Here is a 24,564-nt window from a genome sequence, read left to right as displayed (position 1 = left end):
TTCGGATGAAACCGGGTGCACCATGGCAAGAGCGCGATTGCAAGCATGGATGTGGCCGAACCGGCGCGGCAACGCGCAATGAGCTTGTCGCGCGGTTGTCACGCGGCCATCCTAGCGCGATGACCATGACTCGCCTGATGATCCTGATCGCGGCACTTTGCTCGCTAGCGTCACCCTATGCCTATGCCGCCGAAGCGAACACCGAACAGCGCGCGCCCGTCACCATCCTGATTTCGATCGACGGCTTCCGCGCCGACTATCTTGACCGCGGAATCACACCCAATTTGTCGAAGCTCGCCGCCGAGGGCGCGCGGGGCGCGCTCCGCCCCTCCTTCCCTACCAAGACCTTCCCCAACCATTATGCGATCGTCACCGGCAAACGCCCCGACACCAACGGCATCGTCGGCAACAACATGATCGACCCGCGGCGTCCCCCCGAACGCTTCAGCCTGGGCAATGCGAAGCAGGCGCTCGACCCCTTCTGGTGGGACGAGGCCGAACCCGCGTGGGTGACGGCGCAAAAGGCCGGGGTGCGAACGGCAACGATGTTCTGGCCGGGCAGCGAGGTCGCGATCCACGATGTGCGTCCGGCCGATTGGCAGCGCTACGATGAAAATGTCAGCAATGTGCAGCGCGTCAACGCGGTCCTCGACTGGCTACGCCGCCCGCGCGCGATCCGCCCGGCCTTCGTGACGCTCTATTTCGACGCCGTCGATACCGCGGGGCATCATTTCGGCCCGGACTCGGCGGAACTCAATGCTGCGGTGACCGAGGTGGATGCCCGCATCGGCGACCTGCTGTCGGGGCTGAAAGACCTCGACCAGCCCGTTCGGCTTCTGGTCGTGGCCGATCATGGCATGCACGCGATCAGCGACACGCGGATCGTCGACCTTGCCGACCTGATCGATTTGCCGAGTATTATCGCGGTGGAGACCGGCCCCTATGCTGCGATCGAACCCGCCGCCGGCACCGACGACCGGGTCTATGACGCGCTGCTGAAGCCGCACGACCATATGACCTGCCGACGCCGCGAGGATCTGCCGGAACGCCTTCACTATGGGCACAATCCGCGCGTCGCGGCGATCATCTGCATCGCGGAGAACGGCTGGACGATCGTCGCGGGCAAGCCGGCCTACCCGGTGATGGGCGGAGCGCATGGGTATGACAATGACGACCCCGACATGCGCGCCTTGTTCATCGCCTATGGCAGCGGCCTGCGCGGCGACGTCGGGCTGGTCGACAATATCGAGGTCTATCCGCTTCTGATGCGCCTGATCGGCGTCAAGCCGCTGCCGAACGATGCGCGCGGCGCGCTGCTCGAAAGTCTTGCGCCGCAACGCTGACCTGCGAAACGCGATCGGAACCGCGCGCGCCGGTTCCGCTATGCCCGATCAGTCGCGCAACACCGCCATCGCGCGGATCGACAATTCGGGCGCATTGACGATCTGGACGAGGTAGCGGCCCGGCGTCACGTCATATTCGACCATCTTGCGGATGCCCGAGCAGGCGGGGCCATGGCCGTGCGCCGCCGCCGGCTGCGCCTTGCCGTCGCGTACCAGATCGATCCAGGCGCCCGCGTCGAGCGCGATCACGAGCCGGCCGGCCCGTTTCACCTCGACCGGGATCATGCCGCCGAATTTGAACACATCCTGCCGCCGCTCGGGCGCGATCCAGTAGCGCAGGCTTTCGGCCTTATGGAGCAACAGGCCCGTGCGCGCCGCGCCGAGCGACGGCCAGTCGGCGGCGCGCGCCTCGCCATAGGCATAGATGGTCTTGGCCGAACTCATCCGCCCCCAATCGGCCAGATCGGGCGGCAGCGCGGGGTCGGCGGGGCAGTCGGCCACCGCCTTTCCCTTGCGCGGCGCCTTGCCCGTCGCGGGCATCGCCACAACCATCGCGGCGCCAAGCGCCGCACCTGCAAAGACCCGAAACCGCATCGCTCACCCTCCCGCGCCGGAATAGCTGTCGGCGGCAATCTATACCGGTGCGGTCGCTTTGTGGATGCCGGAAATAGCAGACGCGCCGGACCGTCACGCGATCAGTCGAAGCGTCCGCTCCGCCCTGCCCCATCGACAAAGCGCTCCGCCCCCTTCGCGGCTTCGGCGCGCAATGGCGCGGCGCCTTCGCGCCCCTCGAAGCGGAGCGCGTCGGCAAGGTCGAAATCCCATTGGCGATAGGCCGACATGCGGTCGGTACGCATGCACAGCGCCGGAAAATGCGCGATCTCGGCGGCAAGCGCCTGCGCGGCTGCCAGCGCCTCCCCTTCCGCCACGACCCGGTTGGCAAGCCCGATTGCGAGCGCTTCGGCCGCATCGACCGGCCGCCCGGTCAGGATCATGTCGAGCGCGCGTCCCTGCCCCACGATGCGCGGCAGGCGAACCGTCCCGCCATCGATCAGCGGAACGCCCCACCGGCGGCAGAAGACGCCGAACACCGCGCTGGCGGACGCGACGCGCAGGTCGCACCACAGCGCGAGTTCAAGGCCGCCCGCAACCGCATAGCCCTCAACCGCTGCGATCACCGGCTTGGAAAGCAACATGCGCGACGGCCCCATCGGCCCGACGCCTTCGGGTTGGTAACGCTCGTTGCCCGCCCCCACTGCCTTCAGGTCGAAGCCTGCGCAAAAATGACCTGACGCGCCGGTCAGCACCGCGACCGCGGCGCTGTCGTCGGCGTCGAAGTCGGCGAACGCCTGCCGCAACAGGTCTGCGGTGGCCGGGTCGACCGCGTTGCGGCAGTCGGGGCGGTCGATGGTGACGGTGCGCACCGCGCCGTCGTTAGTGATCCGCACGCTCATGCCGCAGGCATCGCGCGGTCGACGATGGCGCGCGCATCGACGGTTGCATCGAACGCGCCATAGGCGCTGCCACGCGCACTCAGGCGAAGGCGGCAGAAGGCCTCGGCAATCGGACTATCCTGTCCGATCAGGATCGCGGCCTGCGCCGCAAGCGCCAGCCGCTCGACGAGCAGCCGTGCGCTACTTTCGTCGGCGCGCGTCAGATCGATGTCCTCGACCCAGCGATCATAAAGGGCGTCGCGTCCGCGCTGCGCCGCCAGAAAATCCTGAAGCGCCGCCACCCCTTCTGGTTCGCGCGCGATGGCGCGCAGCACGTCGAGCGCAATGACATTGCCCGATCCTTCCCATATCGCGTTGAGCGGCGATTGGCGGAACAGCCGCGGCATCGGCCCCGCCTCGACATAGCCGGCGCCGCCATGCGCCTCCATCGCTTCGTAGATCAGACCCGGTGCGCGTTTGCACACCCAATATTTGGCGATCGGCGTCAGCAGCCGCGTCAGCGCATCCTCTTCGTCGAACGCCTGCGCCAGCCGGAAGCCGAGCGCCGTCGCCGCCTCGCTTTCGACGGCAAGGTCGGCCAGCACCGCCGCCATCGCGGGCTGGTCGATCAGCCGCTTCTGAAAGGCCGACCGATGCGCGGTATGCCATAGCGCCTGCGCAAGCGCGCCGCGCATCTGCTGCGCCGAACCGATCACGCAGTCGAGGCGCGTATGCTGGACCATCTGGATGATCGTAGCGACGCCGCGCCCTTCGGCGCCCAGCCTCTGGGCCAGCGCCCCATGATATTCGATTTCGGACGAGGCGTTCGACCGATCGCCCATCTTGTCCTTCAGGCGCATGACGCGGAACCCCGCGTTGCGGGTGCCGTCGGGCAGCCAGCGCGGGACAAGGAAGCAGGTCAGTCCGCTTGTCGCATAGGCCAGCGTCAGGAAGGCGTCGCACATCGGCGCCGAACAGAACCATTTATGCCCTGTCAGGCTGTACCAGCCCGCCTCGCCGGTCGGTTCGGCGCGCGTCGTGTTGGCGCGCGCGTCGCTGCCGCCCTGCTTCTCGGTCATCGCCATGCCGATCGTGACGCCCGCTTTCTCGGCCGCCGGGCGGAAGGCCGGATCGTAGCGGCCCGCCGCGATGCGCGGCACCCAGACGTCGGCAACCGCCTGCTCGGCTCGCAGCGCCGGCACGGCGGCATAGGTCATGGTCATCGGGCAGCTTGTGCCCGAATCAGCCTGCCCGGTCAGGAAGAGGATCGCCGCGTGGAGCGTATGGCCGCGTGCGCTGCCGTCCCACGCCGCAGCGGCAAAGCCGCTATCGAGCCCCAGCCGCATCAGGTCGTGATAGGCGGGATGAAAGCGCACCTCGTCGACGCGGTGGCCATAGCGGTCATAGGTTTCGAGCACGGGGGGCTGGCGGTTTGCCTCGACGCCCCATTCGATCACCTCGGCCGAACCACAGCGCTGTCCGAGCGCGGCGAGGCGGGCGCCATGTTCGCCCGCGCCCGCGCAGTTCACTGCATCGACCAGCGCGCGGTCGCCGGTAAACAGGTTCCTGTTTTCGAACGGCGGCACCTGGTTGAACACGTCATGCGTGTCGAGCCGGTCGATCGGCTGAAGTGCGGTCATGCTTCGTCTCCTCAATCGTCGGCGGGCAGGCGCTTCGACACCTGGCTCGCGATCGGATCGCCGCTGTCGCGTTCGGCAACCGCCTGCTTGAAGCCGACCTCCTGCGCACGGTCGCGGAACCATATGCCCTCGGGCGAATGGCGCGATACCCCGTCGAACAGCGTCGCGAACATCTGGGTATTGTTGAGCCCCATATTGTCATAGGCCTGATTGACCACCGTCTTGGTCATCATCAGCTGGTTGCGCGGAACCCCGCGCAGCCGCCCGACCAGCCGCTCGACCGCATCGTCGAGTTCGGCCTCGGGCACCGCTTCGAGCGCCAGCCCGATCCGTTCGGCTTCGCGCCCGTCGATCAGGTCGCCGGTCATCATCATGCGCTTCGCCATCTGCGGCCCCAGACGATAGACCCACATCGCCGGGGTCGGCACGCCCCAGACGCGCGCAGGGGGATAACCGATGCGCGCATCGTCGGCCATGATCAGAAAGTCGCAGCACAGCGCGATGTCGGACCCGCCGGCAACCGCGGCGCCATGAACGCGCGCGATTGTGGGCTTGGTCGCGCGCCACAGTGCCATGAAGTCCTGCGTATTGCGCCACATCATCTGGAAATCGAGCGTCGGATCCCACGGCATGTCCTGCGACCCGCTGATCTCGCCCTTGCGTTCGGCATAATGTTTGAGGTCGTATCCGCCGCAAAAGCCCGGCCCCGCGCCGCGCACGACGATGACATGGACGTCCGCATCGGCCTCCGCCCGTTCGACCGCGGCGCGGATCTCACGCGGCATGCCGTGCGCGATCGCGTTGAAATGTTCGGGACGGTTGAGCGTGATCGTCGCCACCCGATTTTCGGCGGCATAGGACAAGGTCTGATAGGTTGTCATGGGGTCTCCTCAGGGCAGCAGGCGGCGCCGTTTGCGATGGCGGTTTCGATCTCTTCGGCGGTGAGGCCGGCCGCGGCGAGCACCATCCGGCTGTGTTCACCGACGCGCGGCGCATGCGTCTCGAACCCCGGCCGCGCGCCGTCGAAGCGTGCCACGGGCCGGGTCCGGCGCACCGCACCGGCCTGCGGGTGGTCGGTCAGCGCGACGAAGCCGTCATGGACGATCTGGGCGTGGCCGGGCAGCGCCGCCGACCGGTTGGCGACGCCGCACGGCACGCCCGCCTCTGCCAGCCGGGCCACCGCCTCACGCGTGGTCAACGCGGCGATGCGGGGCGCCGAGATCGCGCGCAGATCGTCCCAGTTGAGGAAGCGCGTCGTCATGTCGGCAAAGCGCGGGTCGACGAGCAGCTCGGGCGCGTCGATCGCGCGCGCCCAGCCTTCGAATTCAGATTGCGACAGCATGACAACGACGATCCAGCCGTCGCCGGTCGCCCAAGGGCGATAGACGGCGGCGATGTCAGGCATGCGCGAGGTGGCATCGGGAAAGGCCTGCGCCCCGTGGAGGTCGATCCAGCCATAGGCGACCGCGGCCTCCAGCATCGAAATGTCAACGACCGCCCCCTTTCCGCTGCGCGCCCGTGCGACGAGCGCGGCGGTCGCCGCTTGCGCCGCGTAGAGGCCCGCGGTCTTGTCGCAAATCCATTGCGGGGCGAGCAGCGGACCTTCGGCGGTCCAGCTCACCATCCCCGATTCGGCCTGCACGATCGGATCATAGGCGCGCCCGCCCGCCATCGGCCCGTCCTGACCGAAGCCGCTGATCCGCGCGATGACCAGATCGGGGCACAGCGCATGCAGCACATCGGTGCCAAGTCCCAGCCGCTCCATCACCCCGGGCCGGAAATTATGGATGAGGAGATCGGCCTGCGGCACCATGCGGCGCAACAGCGCCTGCCCGTCAGCGCGCGAAAGGTCGATTGCGACCGATTGCTTGTCGGCGTTGAGCGCGACATGCGCCGAGCTGAACCCCGGCGCCGCGACCGCGCCCAGCAAACGCGCGCGGTCGCCTTCGGGCGGCTCGACCTTCCACACCCGGGCCCCCTGCTGCGCCATGATCTGCGTCGCCAGCGGCCCCGCGACAACGCTGGTAAGATCGATTACGGTCACGCCTTCGAGGGGCAGCATCTTCCTCTCCATCTTTATTTATTGCATATATTGTCGGATATGGACACAGAACGCAATATACTAAACTCGGCCGATGCCGGAGGCATGAGCGCGCGGATGCTCATCCTCGATCTGCTCGACACGGGCGCGCCGCCGGCGTTCACGGTTGCCGAACTGGTGCGCGCTGGCGCGGCCTTCGGGATCGAGGCGCCGGGCATCCGGACGGCGCTGACGCGCCTCAAGTCGGAAGGCCGGGTTCAGGCGATCGCGCGCGGCCGCTATACGATCGGCGCGAATGCGGAGGTGCTGAAGCAGCGGATTCTGGGCTGGCGCACCCGGCTCGAACAGCGGCAGCCCTGGGAGGGGGGCTGGCTCGTCGCCATCGCGGGGCCGCAGGAACGCGTCGACCGCACCATCTGGCGCCGAACGCTGCGCGCGCTCGACCTCGAAGGATTTGCCGAGGCCGAAGCCAATATCTGGGTGCGCCCCGACAATCTGGAAAATGGGGCTGCGGGGATGCGGCGCCATTTGACCGAACTCGATGCCGCCCCATCGCTGTTCGTTGCCGCGGCGAGCGGGCTGGACGCCGCCCGCGATGCCCGCTTCCGGACCTTGTGGCAGAGCGATGCCCTGCGCGTCTCGCACCGGCAGCTCGCCGACCGTCTCGACGAGAGTGCGGTGGGCATCGACGAAAGCCGGCTGCCCGTGGCGGCGGCCGAAACGCTGCTCCTGGGGCGGCAGGCCATCCGCGCCATTATGCGCGATCCGCTGCTACCCGAAAGGCTTTGTCCAAGCGATGCGCTGACCGCATTGATCGCGGCGATGACGCGCTACGATCGCTTGGGGAAGCGCATCTGGGCGCGCTATCTCGAAGGCTGATCGGTCGCGGCGCGGAAAACGAACGCCGGCGGGTGCGGGGCGAGCGGCGCTCCGTCGCCCCCGCCCCGCCCTTCATCGCCCTAGTGGCGCGCGAGTTCGTCGCGGCCGACCACCATATAGTGGACCTCATCGGGACCGTCGGCGAAGCGCAGATGGCGCACGTCGGCATAAAGCTCGGCGAGCGGCGTCCAGTGCGAGATGCCGGTCGCGCCGTGGATCTGGATCGCCTGATCGATGATCTGGCACACGCGTTCGGGGATCATCGCCTTCGCCATGCTGACCCACACGCGCGCCTCGCGATTGCCGAGCAGGTCCATCGCCTTCGCGGCCTTCAGCACGATCAGGCGCATCGCCTCGATATCGCAGCGCGCCCGCGCGATGACTTCCAGATTCTTGCCGAGCTGCGACAGCGGCCGACCGAAGGCGGTCCGCGAATTGCCGCGCTTGACCATCAGGTCGAGTGCGACCTCGGCCTTGCCGATGGTGCGCATACAATGGTGAATGCGGCCCGGCCCGAGGCGCATCTGCGAAATCTCGAACCCGCGCCCCTCGCCGAGCAGGATATTGTCGCGCGGCACACGGACATTTTCGAACCGCATATGCATATGCCCCTGCGGCGCATGGTCGGCACCGAACACCCGCATCGGCCCGAGCACCTGCACGCCGGGCGTGTCCATCGGCACCAGAATTTGCGAATGCTGCGCCTTGCGCGGCGCCTCCGGGTTGGTCTTGACCATGCAGATCAGGATCTTGCAGCGCGGATCGCCGGCGCCGCTGATGAAATATTTCTCGCCATTGATGACCCACTCGTCGCCATCGAGCGTCGCGCTGGTTTCCAGATTGCTCGCGTCCGACGAGGCAACGCCGGGTTCGGTCATCACATAGGCGGAGCGGATTTCGCCGTTGAGGAGCGGCTTCAGCCAGCGATCCTTCTGTTCGGGCGTGCCGACCATTTCCAGCACTTCCATATTGCCGGTGTCGGGCGCCGAACAGTTGAGCGATTCGGATGCCAGCGGCGATTTGCCGAGTTCGGCCGCAATATAGGCATAATCGAGGTTGGTGAGCGGGGTTCCCGTATCGCCGTGGGGCAGGAAGAAATTCCACAGCCCTGCCGCCTTCGCCTTGGCCTTCGCGCCTTCAAGCAGCTCCAGCTGCCCCGGCGCCCAGCTCCAGCGGTCGGCGCGCCCTTCGCCCAAGCGGAAAAACTCCTCGGTGATCGGATCGACATTTTCGGCGATGTGGCGCTTCACCGCATCGAACAGCGGCTGCGCTTCCTTTGACATTCTAAGGTCGTTGAGTTCGGCTTCGAGTTCGATCGGCGTCATCGCTATTCTCCTTGGTTGGGGCCAAGGCTAGTGCCCCTGCGGCATCAGGAAAAATGATAACTTCGAATAAAGTCTATTCGCCTGAGGAATAGGCGCCTATTCTTCGCGCATCACCTCGAGGATGATCGCGCGCAGCCAAGCGAGGCCGACATCCGCCTGAACCGCGCGATGCCAATAGAGATAACTGCTGCTCTGTGCGACCGCGATCGGCAGGTCGAACAACTGCATCGGCCAGATGTCCTGCAGCATGCGGACATGGCTGCGCGGAAGCGTGCAGAGCATGTCGGTCTTCGCCACGATCTGCCAAGCGGTGATCGCATGCTGGCAGCGCACCGCGACGCGGCGCTGCAAGCCGAGCCGCGCCAGCGCGATATCCTCTATCCCCGGCCCGTGCGGACGCGGCGTCGCGAACACATGATCGAGCGCCAGATAGTGATCGAGGTCGAGCGTCCCGTCGATGCGGCCATTGCCGATCCGCGCCGCCACCAGCAACGGCTCTACACCGAGCGGTTCGCGGCACAGCCGATCCTCGACAGGCAGGTCGACGTCGATCGCGACGTCGAGATCGCCGTTGGCCAGCGCAGCGACCAGATCGCGGCGCCGAAAGGCGGTCGACGTCAGCCGGACATGCGGCGCCTCTTCCAGCACGCGCGACGCGAGCGCTGGAAAGCGCGACATCTCGCCCGCCAGCCTTATCCCGATGCGAAAATCGCGCGTCGATTGTGCGGGATCGAAGCTCCCCGCCCCGTCGAGCGCCGCGACCAGTTCGCGCAGCGCCGTATGGATCGGTTCGGCGACCGCCCGTGCAGTCCCGGTGGGGACGAGGCGATTGCCCTGACGGATGAACAAGGGATCGTCCAGCATCGCGCGCAGCTTGGCCAGCGCATGGCTGATCGCGGGCTGCGACAGATTGAGGTGCGACGCGGCGGCCGACACGCCGCCCTTGGTATAGATGGCGTCGAATATCTGGAGCAGGTTGAGGTCGAGCCGCGGCAGGCGCTTCATATCATGTTCCTATCGCCCTTGCCTCGGCAGCGCCAGGCGGTCAGGCCGGTGCCAGTGCAGTGCGGACGAAATCGACCGAACCCGACGGCGCCGCCAGCCGTTCGGCGCCGAGCAGGCGGTTCCAATAGCTTTCCGATCCGTCGGCGAGCCGCCAGGCCTGCAGCCGGCGCGTATAGAGCTGAAGATCATATTCCTCGCTGATACCGATCGCACCATGAACCGCATGCGCGATCGCCGCGACCCGCGCGGCAGCGCTGCTCGCAACCGATTTGGCGGTCGCCGCCGCCGCGAGCACAGGCGGGAAGGAACCGGCGCCGCCGATATGTGCCGCGATGCGCGCCGCGACCATATCCTCCGCCATCACGGCAAGCTGCTGTTGCAGCGCCTGCTGCTTGCCGATCGGCTTGCCGAACTGGATGCGCTCCTTCGCGTAGTCTGCCGTCATCGTGGTCAGCCGGTCGGCGGCGCCCGCGATCAGCGCCGCGCGCAGCACCGCCGCGGCGCGGCGCAATCCGCCGGGGACTATCGGCCCCACCGGCGTCGCGGCTTCGCTATCCCAGCGCACCGATGCCGCGAGTTCCCCCGCGCCGCCATCCGCTTCGCCCGCCACAGCGGCAAGATAGAGATTGCCCTCCCATTCGACGAGCAGATGTCGCGCCAGCGCCGCACCGATCAATCGCCCGGCGGCGCCCGGCGCTTGCGCGGCGATCGCAATCGGTCCATCGGGCGCGGCCCTCCCCGCTTGCGCGAGCAACGCGCGCGCAATCATCGTTTCGCCGACCGGACAGGGTACCGCATGGCGGCCAAGGGCCAGCCACAGCGGTACGATATCGGCAAAGGACAGCCCCGCACCGCCTGCGTCTTCGGGAGCCAGTGCATCGAGAAAACCCGAGGCCACGAGTTCCGTCCATGCCCTGTCGTCCGGCTCGCCGCGCTCCGCCGCGCGCACCGCGGCGGGGCTAAAAAGCGCGGCGATCATCCGTTCGAAAGGGTCGAGGAAATCGGTCATCTATGGCTCCTCACCGAAGGCCCATGCCGCGGGCGATGATGCCGCGCAATATTTCGCGGGTGCCGCCGCGCAGCGAAAAGCTGGGCGCGACATGCGTGACATAGGTCAGCGTGCGGTAAAGCTCGTCCGAGACGGGTTCATCGGGATGCGCGGCAAGATCGTCGCCGATCGCGACCGGAAGCTGCTGTTCGAACGCCGTCCCCAGATCCTTGACCAGCGATGCCTCGACCACCGGGCTTTCGCCTGCCGCAAGCCGCGCGGTGCAGGCGATCGACATCGCGCGCAGCGTCGCGAGCCGCGCGGTGAAATCGCCCACCAGCGCGCGCACCGCCACATCGTCTCGCCCGACATGCTGTAAATGCCGCACCCAGGCATCCAGAAGCACGACGCTCGAATAGATGCGCTCGGGGCCGCTGCGCTCGAAGGCGAGCTCGGCGGTGACCTGCTTCCACCCCTCGCCTTCGGCGCCGATCAGCGCGTCGGCGGGCAGATCGACATCCTCGAAGAATATTTCGCAGAAATGCGCGTCGCCGGTCAGATCGACGATCGGACGGATGGTGATCCCCGGCGCCTTCAGGTCGATGATAAGCTGCGACAGCCCGGCATGACGATCCTCAGCGCTTCCCGAGGTGCGGAGCAGGGCGATCATATAGTCGCAGTGCATCGCGCCGGTCGTCCATATCTTCTGCCCGTTGACCCGCCAGCCGCCCGCGGTGCGCTCGGCGCGGGTGCGAACGCTCGCAAGGTCCGATCCCGATCCCGGCTCGCTCATCCCGATGCAGAAGAACAATTCGCCGCGGCAAATGCGCGGCAGATAAAATTGGCGCTGCGCCTCGGTCCCGTAATTCAGGATCAGCGGCGCGCTTTGCCGGTCGGCGATCCAGTGCGCCGCCACCGGCGCCCCCGCTGACAGCAATTCCTCGACGACGACGAACCGCGCGAACGGGCCGCGCTCGCCGCCGCCATAGGCTTTGGGAAGCGTCAGGCCGAGCAGCCCTGCAGCGCCGAGCTTGCGGCTGAAATCGGCGTCGAACCCTTGCCACGACCGGGCGCGGACGTCGGCGGGCCGCGCCGCCGTCGCCGCCTCGGCGAGCGCACGGACGCGGCTGCGCAGCGCCTCATCCTCGGGCGGCAGGCTGCTCGGTTCCAGCGTGTCGAACACAATAGTCTCTCCCGCACCGACTCTGCAAAATCGCGTAGCCGCCCTCTCCTGCCGCGAAAATCGCGGCGCGTCACCTGCAGGAATTGATGGGGCGCCCGATCAGAGCGAGAGGCCCCCGTCGACGATCAGCGTATGACCGGTGACATAGGAGGCAAGCGGCGAGGCAAGAAAGATCGCCGCCCCCGCCATGTCCTCGGGCGTTCCCATCCGTCGCTGCGGGATATGCGCGAGTGCCCCCTCCAGCCGGTCGGGATTCTGCGTCGTCACCTTGGTCAGCTTGGTATCGACCAGACCGGGCGCGAGGCCGTTTACGCGGATGCCGTCGGCAGCGAAGGCCTGCCCCAGCGTCTTGGTCAGGCTGATCGCCCCGGCCTTCGACGCGGCATAGGCGGGATTGCCGATATTGGCCTTGAGCCCCGAAATCGAACTGACGATGACGATCGATCCGGCGCTTTGCGACAGCTGCGGCCGGAACTTGCGCGATATATGCATCAGGCTGTCGAGGTTGACCGCCATCACCCGGTCCCATCCCTCGCGCTCGAACTCGCCGCGCCGATAGACGACCGTGCCCTGGCACAGGATCAGCACATCGAGCCGGTCGAACGGCATTGCCGCCGCCTCGATCGCGTCGGGGTCGCCGACATCGACACAGCTATAGCCGAGCCCCGCAAGATCGGACCCATCGTCCGGGTCGTAATCGGTCGCCTGCGCGCGTGTCCCCCAGACATGGACCGCCGCGCCGCGCGCGCGAAAGCCATGGGCGATGCCGTTGCCGATCCCGCTCGATCCGCCAACCACCAGCACCGCCTTTCCGGCGAAGTCGGTATCGTCCTTCATGCTGACCCTAGGCGGCACGCGGGATCGCCGGATCGCCCGCGCCGGCTGGCGCCGCATCCCGTCCCCGCCGCACGAGCCGACCAGGGAGCACGCCCGTCGGCTGCCCGTCGCGATAGGTGACCGCGCCCGATACGATCGTCGCCACATAGCCGTCGGCGGCCTGATGCATGCGCTTCCCGCCAGCGGGCAGATCGTAACGGATTGTCGGAACATGCAGGCGCAGTGCGTTGAAATCGATGATGTTGAGGTCGGCCTTCATCCCCTCGGCGATGAGACCGCGGTCGGTCATGCCGACGGTCGCGGCGGGACGCGCGGTCAGCTCGGCAATGGCGTCGGCGAGCGCGATCCGGTCGCCGGGATCGGCATCGCGGACCCAGCGCTGGAGAAAATAGGTCGGAAAGCTCGCGTCGCAGATCAGGCCGTAATGCGCGCCGCCGTCGGCGAGCGCCATCACCGTATCGGGATGACCCAGCATTTCGCGCACCGCGTTCAGATTGCCCTCCGAATAATTGGCGGCAGGCAGATAGAAGAGCCGCCGCCCTTCGTCCTTCAGCAGCAGGTCATAGGCGAATTCGGCAACCGACTTGCCCGCCGCCGCGGCGCGCGCCTCGATCCGCGTCTCGCGCTGCGGTTCATAATCGGGGCCGTCGCTCCATTCATGCGCGGCGCGGAACGCATCGATCAGCGCCAGCGTCACCGGATTGCTGTCCTCGGCCGTCTCGGCGAGCAGACGCGCGCGGAAGGCCGGATCGCGCATCGCCGCCACACGCTCGGCCAGCGGGCGGGCGGCGATCGCCTTGTAGCTCGGGTGCGAGCTGAACGGATGGAGGCTGAGGTCGAGGCCGAAGAACATGCCGACCGGACGCGGCGCGACCTGGCCGCGCATCTGCAGCCCGTCGCGGCGCGCCTGTTCGAGCCCCGCGAGCATCGATCGCCACCCCGCCCCCGGCTGGTTGGGCACGTCAAGCAGGGTGAAGGACAAGGGGCGCCGCCCATGTTCGGCAAGTGCGCGCAGCAAGGCGAATTCGCTCTCGGCATCATTGGCCGGTGCCGGGATGATCTGGAACACCCCTGCATCGGCATCGCCAAGGCCGTCCATCAGCGCGCGCAGCTCGTCGGCCTCGGAATAAAGGCTCGGCGCCAGTTCGCCCGCCTTGGTCCGGTGCATCATGTTGCGCGACGTCGTGACCCCGAAGGCTCCGGCGGCGACGGCATCGGCGACCAGCGCGCGCATCTGCGCCAGATCGTGGGCGGTCGGGGCCTCGTGCTGCGCGCCGCGTTCGCCCATCACGAAGATGCGCAGCGCCGAATGCGGCACCTGCGCCGCGATATCGATGTCGAGTTCGCGCGCATCGAGCGCGTCGAGATAGTCGGGGAAACTCTCCCAATTCCATGGCAGCCCGTCGACCATCACGACCTCGGGAATATCCTCGACCCCCTCCATCAGCTTGACGAGCATGTCGCGCTGGTGCGGCCGGCACGGCGCGAAGCCGACGCCGCAATTGCCCATCAGCACCGTCGTCACGCCATGATTCGAGGAGGGCGCCATGCGTGTCTCCCACGTCGCCTGCCCGTCATAATGGGTGTGAATGTCGATGAAGCCGGGGGTAACGATGCGGTCGCTGGCGTCGATCTCCTCGACCCCGCGGCCCGCTATCTGCCCGATTGCGGCGATTTTTCCATCGCGAAGGCCGATGTCGCCGACGAAGGGAGCGGTGCCGCTCCCGTCGAAAACCAGCCCGCCGCGCACGACCAGATCGAAGTCCATAAGCCTCTCCTCGAAGCGCGCCGGCCTCGTCCGGGCGGGTCGTCGCTTGCCTTGTCGCTTTCAGCCTTCCGCGAAACCGCACCCGATTGCAAGCGAGGCCGGGCAGAAGACGTCGGCGTTTTGCGTTGGCAAGGCGGGGCCGGTTCGTGATAGCCTTCGGCCCGACGGGAGGGACCACCATGGCGGACATCCGGTTGCTGTTGGGTTTGTCACTGGCCGCGCTGCCGCTTGCCGGTCCGGCGCAGAGCGCGGCGCAGGATACGGCGCAGCCGCGCCTGACCAGGGAACAGAGCATCCAGTTGTTCGAAGCTGCGGGCTTCCGGTTCGAAAACGGGCGCGCGATCAACCGCTGCGGCGGCGCGTCGAACCCGCGCGTCGCCTTTGCCGATCTCAACGGCGACGGACGGGCGGAGGCGCATGTCGCCGATGTCGATCCCAAATGCTACGGCAAGCCCGGCGCCTATTTCGCGGTGCTGACGCTCGGCACCGACGGGCGCTGGCGCCGCCTGATCGCCGAGGATGGCATCGTCGGCTTCGCCAAGACGCGTACCGGTGGCTGGCGCGACCTGACGCTCGAGGCGCGCTATTCGGCCTGCCCCGGCACGCGCCATTTCGCGGGCGGCAGCTACGGCGCGCCGACGGCGTGCAGCCAGGACGGGAAGGCCGCAGCCGCCCCGGCAAGCGCCGCGCCGCCGCGTAGCGGCCCGATGCCGATTTCGCGCGACTATCTGTTCGATTGGGACGGCTCGCAAACCCCCGAAGCCAAGGCGCTTCCGGCGACCGAGCGCCTCGCGCTGTTTCGCGCCGCCGAGATCAAGCCGGTCAAGGGCGGCCGCTGGACAGCCTGCACCGACGACGACAGCGGCCATTCGGAGGCACAGGTCGATTTCATTGGCGACGTCAATGGCGACGGCCGACCCGAAGCGATGATCCACGACAATGGCATCTTCTGCAACGGATCGGCCGGCGTCAATTCGATCGTCCTGACCAAAACGCCGGCGGGAAGCTGGAAAGTGATGCTGACCACCCAGGGCTTCGCAAACTTCCTCAAAAGCCACGGCGTCGACAATTATCCCGATATCCAGGTCGGCCTTCCCGGCTTCTGTTTCCCCTATCTGCGCTGGAACGGCCGCGAATATGATCTCGCCGCCCGGTTCGACGACAACGGCAAGCCCTGCAAGCCGTTCTGATCGCGGCGTTCAACCTGCGCCGAACAGTCCCGCGGTCTGCGCCAGAACCCACAGGCCGATGACCAGGAACAGCGCCGCAGCGATCATGCGGACCTTGTTCAGATCGACGCGCTTGAGCAGTTCGTGGCCAAGGAAGATTGCGGGCACATTGGCGATCATCATCCCCAGCGTCGTACCCGCCGTCACGGTGAAGACATCGTGGAAGCGCGCGCCGAGCGCGATTGTCGCGACCTGCGTCTTGTCGCCCATCTCGACGAGGAAGAAGGCGACGAGCGTCGTCATGAACGCGCCCGCATGCGATTTGGGCGCATCATCATCCTCGAACTTGTCCGGAATCAGCGTCCACGCCGCCATCGCGACGAACGAGGCGCCAATGACATAGCGGAAGATATCGCTGTCGAGGAAGGCGGCCGCCTGCGCCCCCAGCAGCGCGGCGAGCGCATGATTGGCGAGCGTTGCGACCAAAATGCCGAGGATGATCGGAAGCGGCCGTTTGAAGCGCGTCGCGAGCAGAATCGCGAGGAGCTGCGTCTTGTCGCCGATCTCGGCGAGCGTGACGACCGCGGTCGAGGTGAACAAGGCTTCCATGAGTTACTCCGGGGCCGAGCGGCAAGCGAACTCCAACAGCGATCGCGCCCGCCGCCCGGCCCGGACGAAGGTGCGACGCCATTGGTCTCGCCCAAACGCTTTCGCGCTTCCGCGGCGCCACGGCCTCTCGACCGAGTATGTTGACGCTGCGGCCCGTCCGGCAGGACGGCTGGCTACTCCCCAGATGACGGGGGTGCGTTAGACGCGGTCGAGGCGGCTGGCAAGCCCTTCGTCTGCGAACCATTGCCCGGCGCGGCCGCGGCGGCGGCCTTGTCCGCCTCCGACAGATCCTTGTCCATCGCCCGCGCGCGCGCTTCGATGTCGGATGCAGCCTTGTCGTACCGCTGGTCGAAATCGGGCGGCTGTTTGCACGCCGCCAGCGCGAACAGCGGCAAGAGCATCAGCGCGCGGTGCATCAATAATCCTTGCGGTAGCGGACGGAGAAGTTCGATTGCCCCGAACCGCCCGCCTGGCTCAGGATCGACAGCGCGCGCGTCAGGCTGATCTCGAGCTGCGTCGCGGTATAACCGCGCGCATCGGTGATGACCTCAAGATAGATGTCCTTCGAGATATATTGCCCTGCCGCCAGCGCGGTGCCGCGTCCGGTCGTATCGTCGGGCCCCAGAATGCGCAGGCGGTCGATCCCCGCCGCCGACTGGAGCGCGCCGAGCGGGCTGAGCCCCCCGCCACCGCCGCGCAGTGTGTTGAGCGACGCCGCGAGTTGCACCGCCTGGAGCGGCGACAGCGAGGTGATCGAATCGCCGAACAGGATGCGCGAGACGATTTCGTCCTGCGGCAGTCCGGGCACGCTCGAAAAGGCGACCTGCGGGTTGCTCGCGCGCCCGGTCACCGCGACATTGACGGTCACATTGTCGAAAGTGTCGGTGGCGAGGAGGTTGATCGCGGGATCATAGGCATCGCCGGTGGGGAAGGTCACCTTGCCCTGTTCGAGGTTGAACGAGCGCCCCGCGAAATCGAGCGTGCCGCGCACCAGTTCGATCTCGCCGGTCACGCGCGGCGCGACGGTGGTTCCCTTCAAGGTGACGTCGGCCTGCCATTCGGATTCGAGCCCCATGCCGGTCACATAAATCTGTTCGCCGGCGCGCAGGCGGATGTCGAGCCGGATCAGGTCGAACAGGCTGCCGCCGACCGCCGCCAGCCCGTCGCCGCTGATCCGGCGGCGCCCACTCGGCGGCTTGCGGCGCACGCCGGTGAGCACGGGAACGCTCGCCGCGCCCTCGCGCACGATGCGATAGCGCGTTTCGGGCAGGCGCAGGTCGCCCGACAGCAGCGCTGCCTCTCCCGCTGCTTTTGTGAGGGTCAGCGTGCCGGTCGCGCGCGCGCCGATATTCTCGCTGCGCGCCAGCCGCGCATTGTCGAGCGTGGCGACGATGTTCATCGGATAACCATCGGCCGACGACAGGCTGACATAGCCTTTTGCCGCGACGCTTCCGGTGCCGGCCTTGGCGGTAAGCTGATCGATTTCGAGCCGGTTTCCGGTGAAGCGGCCGCTGACCACCATGTCGGTCAGCTTGGTGCCATAGGTCTGGTTCTCATAGGTCATGCCATTGCCCTTGAGCACGCCCTGCAGACAGGGATCGGCAAGCTGGCAACTGAAGTCCGCCGCCACCGCAACCGGGCCCGCGAGCCCCTGATCGGCGGGACCGACGAAGGAATAGAGCGTGTCGGCGGGACCATTATAACGCAGCCCGCCGCCGAGCGGTGCGGCGCGCAGGCGCGTCATCCAGTCGCCCGCGCCCGGCCCGAGCGGGCGCAGCGACGCCTGCAGCCGTCCGATCACGCTGCCGCGCTTGCGCACCACGGCGCGCAATTCACCTCCGTCGGCGAGCAGCTTACCCGCGAAATTGACGTCGACCGGCTGGCTGACCGCCGCCGCGGTCGTGCGCGTGAAATCGTTGATCGTCAGCCGCGCGTCGGCACGCGGGAAAGCGTCGGAATTTTCCTGCGCGAAGTCGAGGCTGCCGGTCGCGCGCCCGCCGAGCCCCAGTCCCGGATAGACGGCGTTGAGGATCGTCATATTGGCGCGCTCAAGGCGGCTCTGGAGGACGACGCCCTTGCCGAAGCGCCCCGCGAGGCGCGCGCTGCTGCCGCGGCCGAGGTCGATGGTTGTCGGCAGCAGTTCATAATCGTCGGTATGCGGCACGATGCGCGCCGGCGACGCGGTGCGGAAGTTGATGCCGCTGGCGCGGCCCTGCACCGATGCGCGCCACAGCTCGGGTGTCAGATCGGCATTCGCGGCGATGCGGAACGGCACGCCGCTCGTCCCCTCAACCAGCGCCTGCGCCTTGCCGCGCCCGTCGCGATAGTCGATCTTCACCCGCCCGACCGCAATGTCATAATCGCGGATGCGCGTGTCGGCGAGCTGGATGTCGGCGATGATCCGCGGCTTGTCGTAAAGGATCATGTCGGCATCGACGATCGCGCTGCCGACCGCGAGCCGCGCGGCGCCGGGCAGCACCACATTATTCGCGCGGATGTTCGCCGCGACCGCCTGATATTGACCGTCGGCGCTCAGCCGCACGATCCCGCCCAGCCCCTGCCCCGATGCGTCGAGCCGGCCGACGAAAGGCCCCGCCGCGCTTTGCTGCAGCCGTCCCTTGAAGCCGATACCCGACAGGTCGGCGCGTTCGACATCGATGGTCAGCGGCCCGGCGGCGGTCAGCAGGACGACATCGGCGGTCAGCGGACCGTAATCCGTCTCCCCCTTCGCCGCGAGCCGGTATCCGTTGGGGGCGCCCGTCAACCGCGCCTCCAGATTTGCAAGGCCGATGCCGAGGCCAGGGCGCTCGGCGCGCAGCGTCGCGCGCGGGTCGCTGATCGTGCCCGCCACCTCGACGCCAAGCGGCCCGTAATCGACCGAATTGGCGCGCGCCGCGAGCTGGAGCTGGCCGTTCGGCGCATAGCTGCCCTGCCCGCTCGTGACGCGCAGCCGCGGCGCGGTGAGGCGCAGATTGGCGAACCGCACGATGCCGTCGGTGCCATAGCGAATGTCGCTCGTCGCCACGGCATTGCCGCCGAGCAGGTCGCGAACGCCCGAATTGAACAATTGGGTCGATCGCGCGCGAATGCGGCCGGCAATCTCGAACCCGTCGGTACCGACACGCTTCAGGTCGACATCGGTGCCGATGTCGAAGATGCCGACGCTTTCGATGCGGTAATTATTGACCCGCCCGTCGATGGCGCCGGTGTAGAAGCCGCGGTTGAGGTCGGCGACGATGATCGCCTTGGAGTCGATGCGCGGCGACCGCAGGCGGAGGTTATCGCTGAGCAGCCGCCCGTTCTTATAGGCAAGATCGCCGTCGAGCCGCACCGCGACGAGCGTTCCGCCCGCTACCGTATCGAGCCCGCGGATACGCGCCGCGCGGCCCGTCACCGGGATGACGATCTGGTCGGCATCGACGCGCGCCTTGCCCGACAGGTTCAGCGCCTCGACGACGATATCATTGACCGCAAGGCTCGCCGCATCGACGCGATACGCGACCGTCGGCGTCGCAAATGCGCCATCGAGCCGCGCCGACGCCCGGCCGCCGCTCGCCCGAAGCGCCGGCGCGATCGCGGCGGGGCGCAGCAGCACGAACGCCAGTTGCAGGCCATCGTAACGATTGGCGCCGAGATCGAGGCCGCCGCTGATCCCGAGCCGCATCGCATCGGACGAAACCCGACCGTCGAGATCGGCCTTGCGCTGGGCGAGCCGCGCCGTGACATCGACCGCCGTCTCGCGGCCGAGCAGCGCCGCCGGCGTGCCCGCGAACAGGCGCGCCGCCTGCGTCGTACCCTTGACCGCGAACGTGCCGTCGCGCGCGCTCAGCGCCAGCCCGGCAAGCGGCGCCGCGCCCAGCGTCGCGTCGAGGCGCCCGTCCCAGCGCGTCCAGTCGCCGCGGCCGGCGAGCTTGGCCGTCAGCGGCTCCTTGAACCCGCCGAGCGCCGCCAGCACCCCGTCCGCAGGCGCGTTGACGTCGAGCGTCAGCGCCAGTCGGTTCTTTTCGGGCACCGCGTCGAGCAGCAGCGCGAGCCGGTCGCCCTTCGCCTTGCCGCCGATGGTTTCGGCCTTCGCCGTCACCTGCGCGCGCCGGTCGGCGATCGCGACCTTGCCATCGATGCGGAGTTCCTGCCGCGCTCCTGTCACCGCAGGCTCGACGACGAACCGGTCGACGCGCAGCCGCCCGATGTCAATATCGAGGTCGGGAAGCAGGGGTTCGCCGGTGTCGGGCGTCGGACGGAAGGCGGGCAGCCGTTGCAGCACGATCGTCGAGGCGGTCGCCGAACGGACATCGACATGGCTCTTCAGATAGGCAAAGGGCCGCCAGTCGATCCTGACCTCGGGCGAGCGCAGGAACACGCCCTTCGGATCGGACAGCGTGAAATCACGCACCACCATCGCGCCATAGAGCGATCCGTCGAGCCGGCCGATGCCGATCTTCATCCCGTTCGAAAATTCATATTTCTCGATCTGGGTGACGACAAAGCGGCGCCCGGCGTCGCTGTTGAGACCGACGACGAACAATGCGATCAGCGCGAGCAGCCCGCCGACGACGATCCCCGTCCAGCGCAGCACGCGGCGCGGCCATGGATTGCTCCGCTGCGGCGGCGTGTCCTCCATCGGCTCGGCTGCGCCCCCGGCCATCAGAAAGCCTGCCCGATCGAGACATAGACGCTGATCCGCGATTCACCCGGCTTGCGGTCGATCGGCGTCGCGACGTCGAGCCGCATCGGGCCGAAATTGGTGTAAAAGCGGCCGCCGATGCCGGCGCCGAAGCGCAGGTTCGAAAAATCGGGGGTCGATCCGGTATAGACCTGTCCCGCATCGACGAAGCCGACGATCCCGAAATTACCGAACCGGTAGCGCGCCTCGAACGCCGCTTCGTTGACGCTGCGCCCACCGATCGGATCGTTGTTGGGATCCTTGGGGCCAAGCTGTTGATAGCCGAAACCGCGCACCGACCCGCCGCCGCCGGCATAGAAGCGCCGCGACGGCGCCAGCCGCTCGCGCGCGGCGCCCAGGATCGAGCCAACGCGCACGCGGCCCGCGAGCACGATATTCTCGGCCACCGGATAATAGCCGCTGACATCGACGCGCGCGCGCGCATAGGGCGAGAAGCGCCCGCTCATCGACCCTTCGGGCTCGATCAGCGTGGTGACGCGAAATCCCTTGGTCGGATCGAGCAGGCTGTTGGTGCGATCGATCCCGATCTGTCCGGTCAGGCCGACGATATAATATAGGTCGCGTTCGCGATCGGCGAGCAGGAAACTGTAATCATCCTCGCTCGTCGCGATAAGCTGCACGCCATAGGCATAGGTCAGCTTTTTCTGCCAGATCGGCGTCGAATCATAGCTGACCCGCGCCGCAATGCGCCCCGTCAGCGCCTCGAACGCGTTATAATTGCTCCGCGTCGCCTCACCGACCAGTTCAAAGGTGCGATCCCGCCGCCCCGCATTCGACCGGCGGAAGGTGACCCCCAGCCCCTGCTCCTGCGTCCCCGCGACGCCGCGCACGATCAACGCGCCTTCAGGCGGAAAGAGATTGCGGTGGGTCCAGCTTCCTTCGACGCGAATCCCCTCGCCGGTGCCATAGCCGGCACTGGCGGCGAGCGTGCGCGGCGGTCCCGCCTGCTGGTTGACCAGCATCGTCACATATTCGGTATCGTCGCCCGCGCTCTCGCCCGTCGCCTGCGGCTCGACCGACACGGTCGCGAACAGGCCGGTGGCGACCAGCGCCTGCCGCAGATCGTCGACCTTGCGGCTGTCGTAGAGATCGCCGCGCTTGAACCGTGCCATGATCGCGACATGGTCGGCGCCAAAGGCCTCCTCGCCGCTACTCGCAAAGCCGCCGAAACGGGCGCGCGGGCCGATGTTGATCGGCAGCGTGTAGACGCCCGTTGCCTTGTCGCCATCGAGCAGGATGTCGCGCTGGCCGACCTTGGCGAATGGATAGCCTTCCTCGGGAAGTTTGAGCGAGATCGCCGCTTCGGCGCCCTGAACCCGTTCGGCGACGATCGGCTCGCCGACGGCGAGCGGAAAATTGTCGGCGATCAGCCCCGGCGGCACCGTCGGCTTGGCATCGAGGATGATGTCCGAAAAGCTGTAGCGCGGACCCGGCTTTACATCGATCACCGCGGAAACCGGCTGCCCGCGCTCGCGGCCGGCGCGATCGATACGCGTATCGACGCTGCCGTCATAATAGCCTTCGGACGACAAGATGCGCTGCATCAGCTCGGCATCGTTGCTCAGCCGGGCGCGCAGCATCGCGAAATTGTCGGCCTTGCCATCGCCGTCATAGAGCGCCGAGAGGTCGCCGAACAACCCCGAGAGGTCGGCATCGGTGCTGTCGTCGGCTGCGGCAAGACCATTGACCTGCACCGAATAGGCGACCTGCCGGTTCTCGCCCTCGGGCTCGGCATCGACGAACTGGACGGGCTGAACGTCAAAGCTTTCGAGCGGCGGCAAGGGCGCAGCGAGCTCGGCATCGGTTATCGGCGCATCGCCGATCGGCTCGACCGTCTGCCCGTCGGCGAGCGCGGGAACGGGCGTGCCATCGACCTGCGGCACGGCGTCGGCGGTACCGTTCGCCTTCTGCTTCGCCGCATCGGCGACGCGCTTTTCGAAATCGGCAATCGATTCGAGCGGCTTGTCGAGTTCGGGATCATCCTCCGCACTGATCGGAGGGATCGCCTTCCTGAATTCGTCATCGGGAATGATCGGCGCCACCTCGGGCAAGACGACCCCTTCGGGCGGCGGCGATGGGCTCGCGATCGGGGCATCATCGTCAGGCAGAGGCGCATCGGCCGCAGCGGGCTCCGCGGTCGCAGCCTCTGCAGCCGGCGGCGCGGCCGGTTCGCGCTCCTGCGCCGCGACCGCATTGGCGCAGGCGAGCGAGAGCAGCGACGCGGACAATAGTCCCCACCGCCGCCGAGCATCGACGCCAAAGCCGTTCAATTCGTGACGCTTTTTTTCGCTGGCCATCTGTCCACAACCGATGCGCACTTGTGGCTTGCCTGCCGCACGCACGCAACCCGGTTTTCGGGGAAACCGGCTCGGTCCGTCGAAAAGGCGGCCCCGTGGCAACCGCTCAGCTATCGGCGCCGAACAGATCGCGGCTGTAGACCTTGTCGGCCACATCGGCGAGTTCGTCGGCGACGCGATTGGCGATGATCACGTCGGCCTCGGCCTTGAAGGCATCAAGATCGCGCACGACCCGCGAGTTGAACAGCCGATCCTCCTCGATCAGCGGTTCATAGACGATAACCTCGATCCCCTTGGCCTTGACGCGCTTCATCACGCCCAGGATGCTGCTCGCGCGGAAATTGTCGGATCCCGCCTTCATTGCAAGCCGGTGGATGCCGACGACACGCGGTTTGCGGCGCACGACCTCGGCGGCGATGAAATCCTTGCGCGTGGTGTTCGATGCAACGATCGCCTGGATCAAATTCTGCGGCACATCCTGATAATTGGCAAGCAGCTGCTTGGTATCCTTGGGCAGGCAATAGCCGCCATAGCCGAAGGACGGGTTATTGTAGAATTGCCCGATCCTGGGGTCGAGCCCCACCCCGTCGATCACCTGTCGGCTGTCGATACCGTGCATCGCGGCATAGGTATCGAGTTCGTTGAAGAAGGCGACGCGCATCGCAAGATAGGTGTTGGCGAACAGCTTGATCGCCTCGGCCTCGGTATTGCCCGTTTGCAGCACATCGGTCTTGTCCTTGAGCGACGCCTGCTCGAGCAGCCGCGCGAAATCGGCGGCGCGCGGGTTCGTGTCGCCGACGATGATCCGCGAGGGATAGAGATTGTCGTAAAGCGCGCGCCCTTCGCGCAGGAATTCGGGCGAGAAGACGATATTGTCGCTGCCGAATTCGGCGCGCATGCGGTCGGTGAAGCCGACCGGAATCGTCGATTTGATAACGATCAGCGCGCGCGGCGCGAGCGCCAGCGCATCGGCGATGACCGCTTCGACCGTGCTCGTGTTGAAATAATTATTGTCCGGATCATAGTCGGTGGGCGTCGCGACGATCACGAAATCGCTGTCGCGATAGGCGTCCTGCTTGTCGGTCGTCGCGACCAGGTCGAGCGGACGGTTCGCCAGATACTCCTCGATCTCCGGATCGGCGATCGGCGAGGTCCGGGCGTTGATGAGGCCGACCTTCTGCTGATCGATATCGAGCGCGACGACGCGGTTGCGCTGCGCGAGCAGCACCGCGTTCGATATGCCGACATAGCCGGTACCGACCACGGTGATTTTGGGCGAGCTGGTCGCCGCCGATTCAGTCTGGGACAAAGATGCGATCCTCGATTGGGTTGGCGGCCGCTCTAGCAAGTGCCGGGCGACCGC

At 67.2% G+C, this 24,564-nt stretch carries 19 protein-coding genes and 1 riboswitch; of the genes, 3 read left to right on the top strand and 16 right to left on the bottom strand.

Annotated features, from left to right (window positions below):
- Positions 1-125: 125 nt before the first annotated feature.
- Positions 126-1,343, top strand: coding sequence for an alkaline phosphatase family protein (locus tag L0963_RS13875; protein WP_234180354.1), 1,218 nt, complete (start codon positions 126-128; stop codon positions 1,341-1,343).
- Between the two features lie 48 nt (positions 1,344-1,391).
- Here the strand turns inward: L0963_RS13875 and L0963_RS13870 are convergent, their stop codons facing one another.
- The 5 genes from L0963_RS13870 to L0963_RS13850 all read right to left on the bottom strand — a co-directional run bounded on the left by L0963_RS13870 (position 1,392) and on the right by L0963_RS13850 (position 6,478).
- Positions 1,392-1,937, bottom strand: a complete 546-nt coding sequence (locus L0963_RS13870; protein ID WP_234180119.1) for a hypothetical protein — start codon at positions 1,935-1,937, stop codon at positions 1,392-1,394.
- Between the two features lie 101 nt (positions 1,938-2,038).
- Positions 2,039-2,797: a crotonase/enoyl-CoA hydratase family protein gene (locus L0963_RS13865; protein WP_234180117.1), complete on the bottom strand. Its 759-nt coding sequence runs from the start codon at positions 2,795-2,797 to the stop codon at positions 2,039-2,041.
- Positions 2,794-4,416, bottom strand: a complete 1,623-nt coding sequence (locus L0963_RS13860) for an acyl-CoA dehydrogenase family protein (RefSeq protein ID WP_234180115.1) — start codon at positions 4,414-4,416, stop codon at positions 2,794-2,796. The genes L0963_RS13865 and L0963_RS13860 overlap by 4 nt, the downstream gene beginning before the upstream one ends.
- Positions 4,417-4,427: 11 nt before the next feature.
- Positions 4,428-5,297 (bottom strand): crotonase/enoyl-CoA hydratase family protein, encoded by an 870-nt coding sequence (locus L0963_RS13855; RefSeq protein ID WP_003044683.1) that lies wholly within the window; start codon positions 5,295-5,297, stop codon positions 4,428-4,430.
- Complete coding sequence (locus tag L0963_RS13850) at positions 5,294-6,478, bottom strand: CaiB/BaiF CoA transferase family protein (protein ID WP_234180113.1); 1,185 nt, start codon at positions 6,476-6,478, stop codon at positions 5,294-5,296. The genes L0963_RS13855 and L0963_RS13850 overlap by 4 nt, the downstream gene beginning before the upstream one ends.
- Before the next feature lie 39 nt (positions 6,479-6,517).
- Between L0963_RS13850 and L0963_RS13845 the strand changes: the two genes are divergently transcribed.
- A complete protein-coding gene (locus L0963_RS13845) occupies positions 6,518-7,336 on the top strand; it encodes a hypothetical protein (protein ID WP_234180111.1) in 819 nt (272 codons plus the stop codon).
- A gap of 80 nt (positions 7,337-7,416) precedes the next feature.
- Here L0963_RS13845 and L0963_RS13840 read toward each other — a convergent pair whose 3' ends face one another.
- The 6 genes from L0963_RS13840 to L0963_RS13815 all read right to left on the bottom strand — a co-directional run bounded on the left by L0963_RS13840 (position 7,417) and on the right by L0963_RS13815 (position 14,442).
- Positions 7,417-8,661, bottom strand: coding sequence for an acyl-CoA dehydrogenase family protein (locus tag L0963_RS13840; protein WP_234180109.1), 1,245 nt, complete (start codon positions 8,659-8,661; stop codon positions 7,417-7,419).
- Positions 8,662-8,757: 96 nt separating this feature from the next.
- On the bottom strand, positions 8,758-9,666 hold the full coding sequence (locus L0963_RS13835) for a LysR family transcriptional regulator (protein WP_234180108.1): 909 nt from the start codon (positions 9,664-9,666) through the stop codon (positions 8,758-8,760).
- A 40-nt stretch (positions 9,667-9,706) separates the two neighbouring features.
- Positions 9,707-10,675, bottom strand: coding sequence for an acyl-CoA dehydrogenase family protein (locus L0963_RS19700; protein ID WP_326490192.1), 969 nt, complete (start codon positions 10,673-10,675; stop codon positions 9,707-9,709).
- A gap of 10 nt (positions 10,676-10,685) precedes the next feature.
- Positions 10,686-11,837 carry an acyl-CoA dehydrogenase family protein gene (locus L0963_RS13825; RefSeq protein ID WP_234180106.1) on the bottom strand — a complete coding sequence of 384 codons (1,152 nt, stop codon included), beginning with the start codon at positions 11,835-11,837 and terminating at the stop codon, positions 10,686-10,688.
- Positions 11,838-11,936: 99 nt separating this feature from the next.
- Complete coding sequence (locus L0963_RS13820; RefSeq protein WP_234180104.1) at positions 11,937-12,674, bottom strand: SDR family NAD(P)-dependent oxidoreductase; 738 nt, start codon at positions 12,672-12,674, stop codon at positions 11,937-11,939.
- Between the two features lie 7 nt (positions 12,675-12,681).
- Complete coding sequence (locus L0963_RS13815) at positions 12,682-14,442, bottom strand: N-acyl-D-amino-acid deacylase family protein (protein ID WP_234180101.1); 1,761 nt, start codon at positions 14,440-14,442, stop codon at positions 12,682-12,684.
- 179 nt (positions 14,443-14,621) lie between these two features.
- Here L0963_RS13815 and L0963_RS13810 point away from each other — a divergent pair, with 179 nt between their 5' ends.
- Entirely contained in the window at positions 14,622-15,632 is a 1,011-nt protein-coding gene (locus L0963_RS13810; RefSeq protein ID WP_234180099.1) for a hypothetical protein, read from the top strand.
- A gap of 9 nt (positions 15,633-15,641) precedes the next feature.
- On the opposite strand, the gene L0963_RS13805 is transcribed toward L0963_RS13810, so the two are convergent.
- From L0963_RS13805 to L0963_RS13785, 5 genes are all read right to left on the bottom strand, one after another.
- Entirely contained in the window at positions 15,642-16,220 is a 579-nt protein-coding gene (locus tag L0963_RS13805) for a TMEM165/GDT1 family protein (RefSeq protein WP_234180098.1), read from the bottom strand.
- 16 nt (positions 16,221-16,236) lie between these two features.
- A riboswitch (yybP-ykoY riboswitch) is annotated at positions 16,237-16,415 on the bottom strand.
- Positions 16,394-16,636, bottom strand: coding sequence for a hypothetical protein (locus L0963_RS13800; RefSeq protein WP_062902189.1), 243 nt, complete (start codon positions 16,634-16,636; stop codon positions 16,394-16,396). It overlaps the preceding riboswitch by 22 nt.
- A complete protein-coding gene (locus L0963_RS13795) occupies positions 16,636-20,865 on the bottom strand; it encodes a translocation/assembly module TamB domain-containing protein (RefSeq protein WP_234180096.1) in 4,230 nt (1,409 codons plus the stop codon). The genes L0963_RS13800 and L0963_RS13795 overlap by 1 nt, the downstream gene beginning before the upstream one ends.
- Positions 20,865-23,201, bottom strand: a complete 2,337-nt coding sequence (locus tag L0963_RS13790; protein ID WP_234180094.1) for an autotransporter assembly complex protein TamA — start codon at positions 23,199-23,201, stop codon at positions 20,865-20,867. Before L0963_RS13790 ends, L0963_RS13795 begins: the two co-directional genes overlap by 1 nt.
- 106 nt (positions 23,202-23,307) lie before the next feature.
- Positions 23,308-24,510, bottom strand: a complete 1,203-nt coding sequence (locus L0963_RS13785; RefSeq protein WP_234180092.1) for a nucleotide sugar dehydrogenase — start codon at positions 24,508-24,510, stop codon at positions 23,308-23,310.
- Between the last annotated feature and the right edge of the window lie 54 nt (positions 24,511-24,564).

The sequence above is a fragment of the Sphingopyxis sp. NFH-91 genome, from assembly GCF_021401285.1.
Classification (GTDB): Bacteria; Pseudomonadota; Alphaproteobacteria; order Sphingomonadales; family Sphingomonadaceae; genus Sphingopyxis; species Sphingopyxis terrae_A.
Note: the sequence above shows the minus strand (reverse complement) of the source record. Positions and strands in the feature narration are given on the sequence as shown.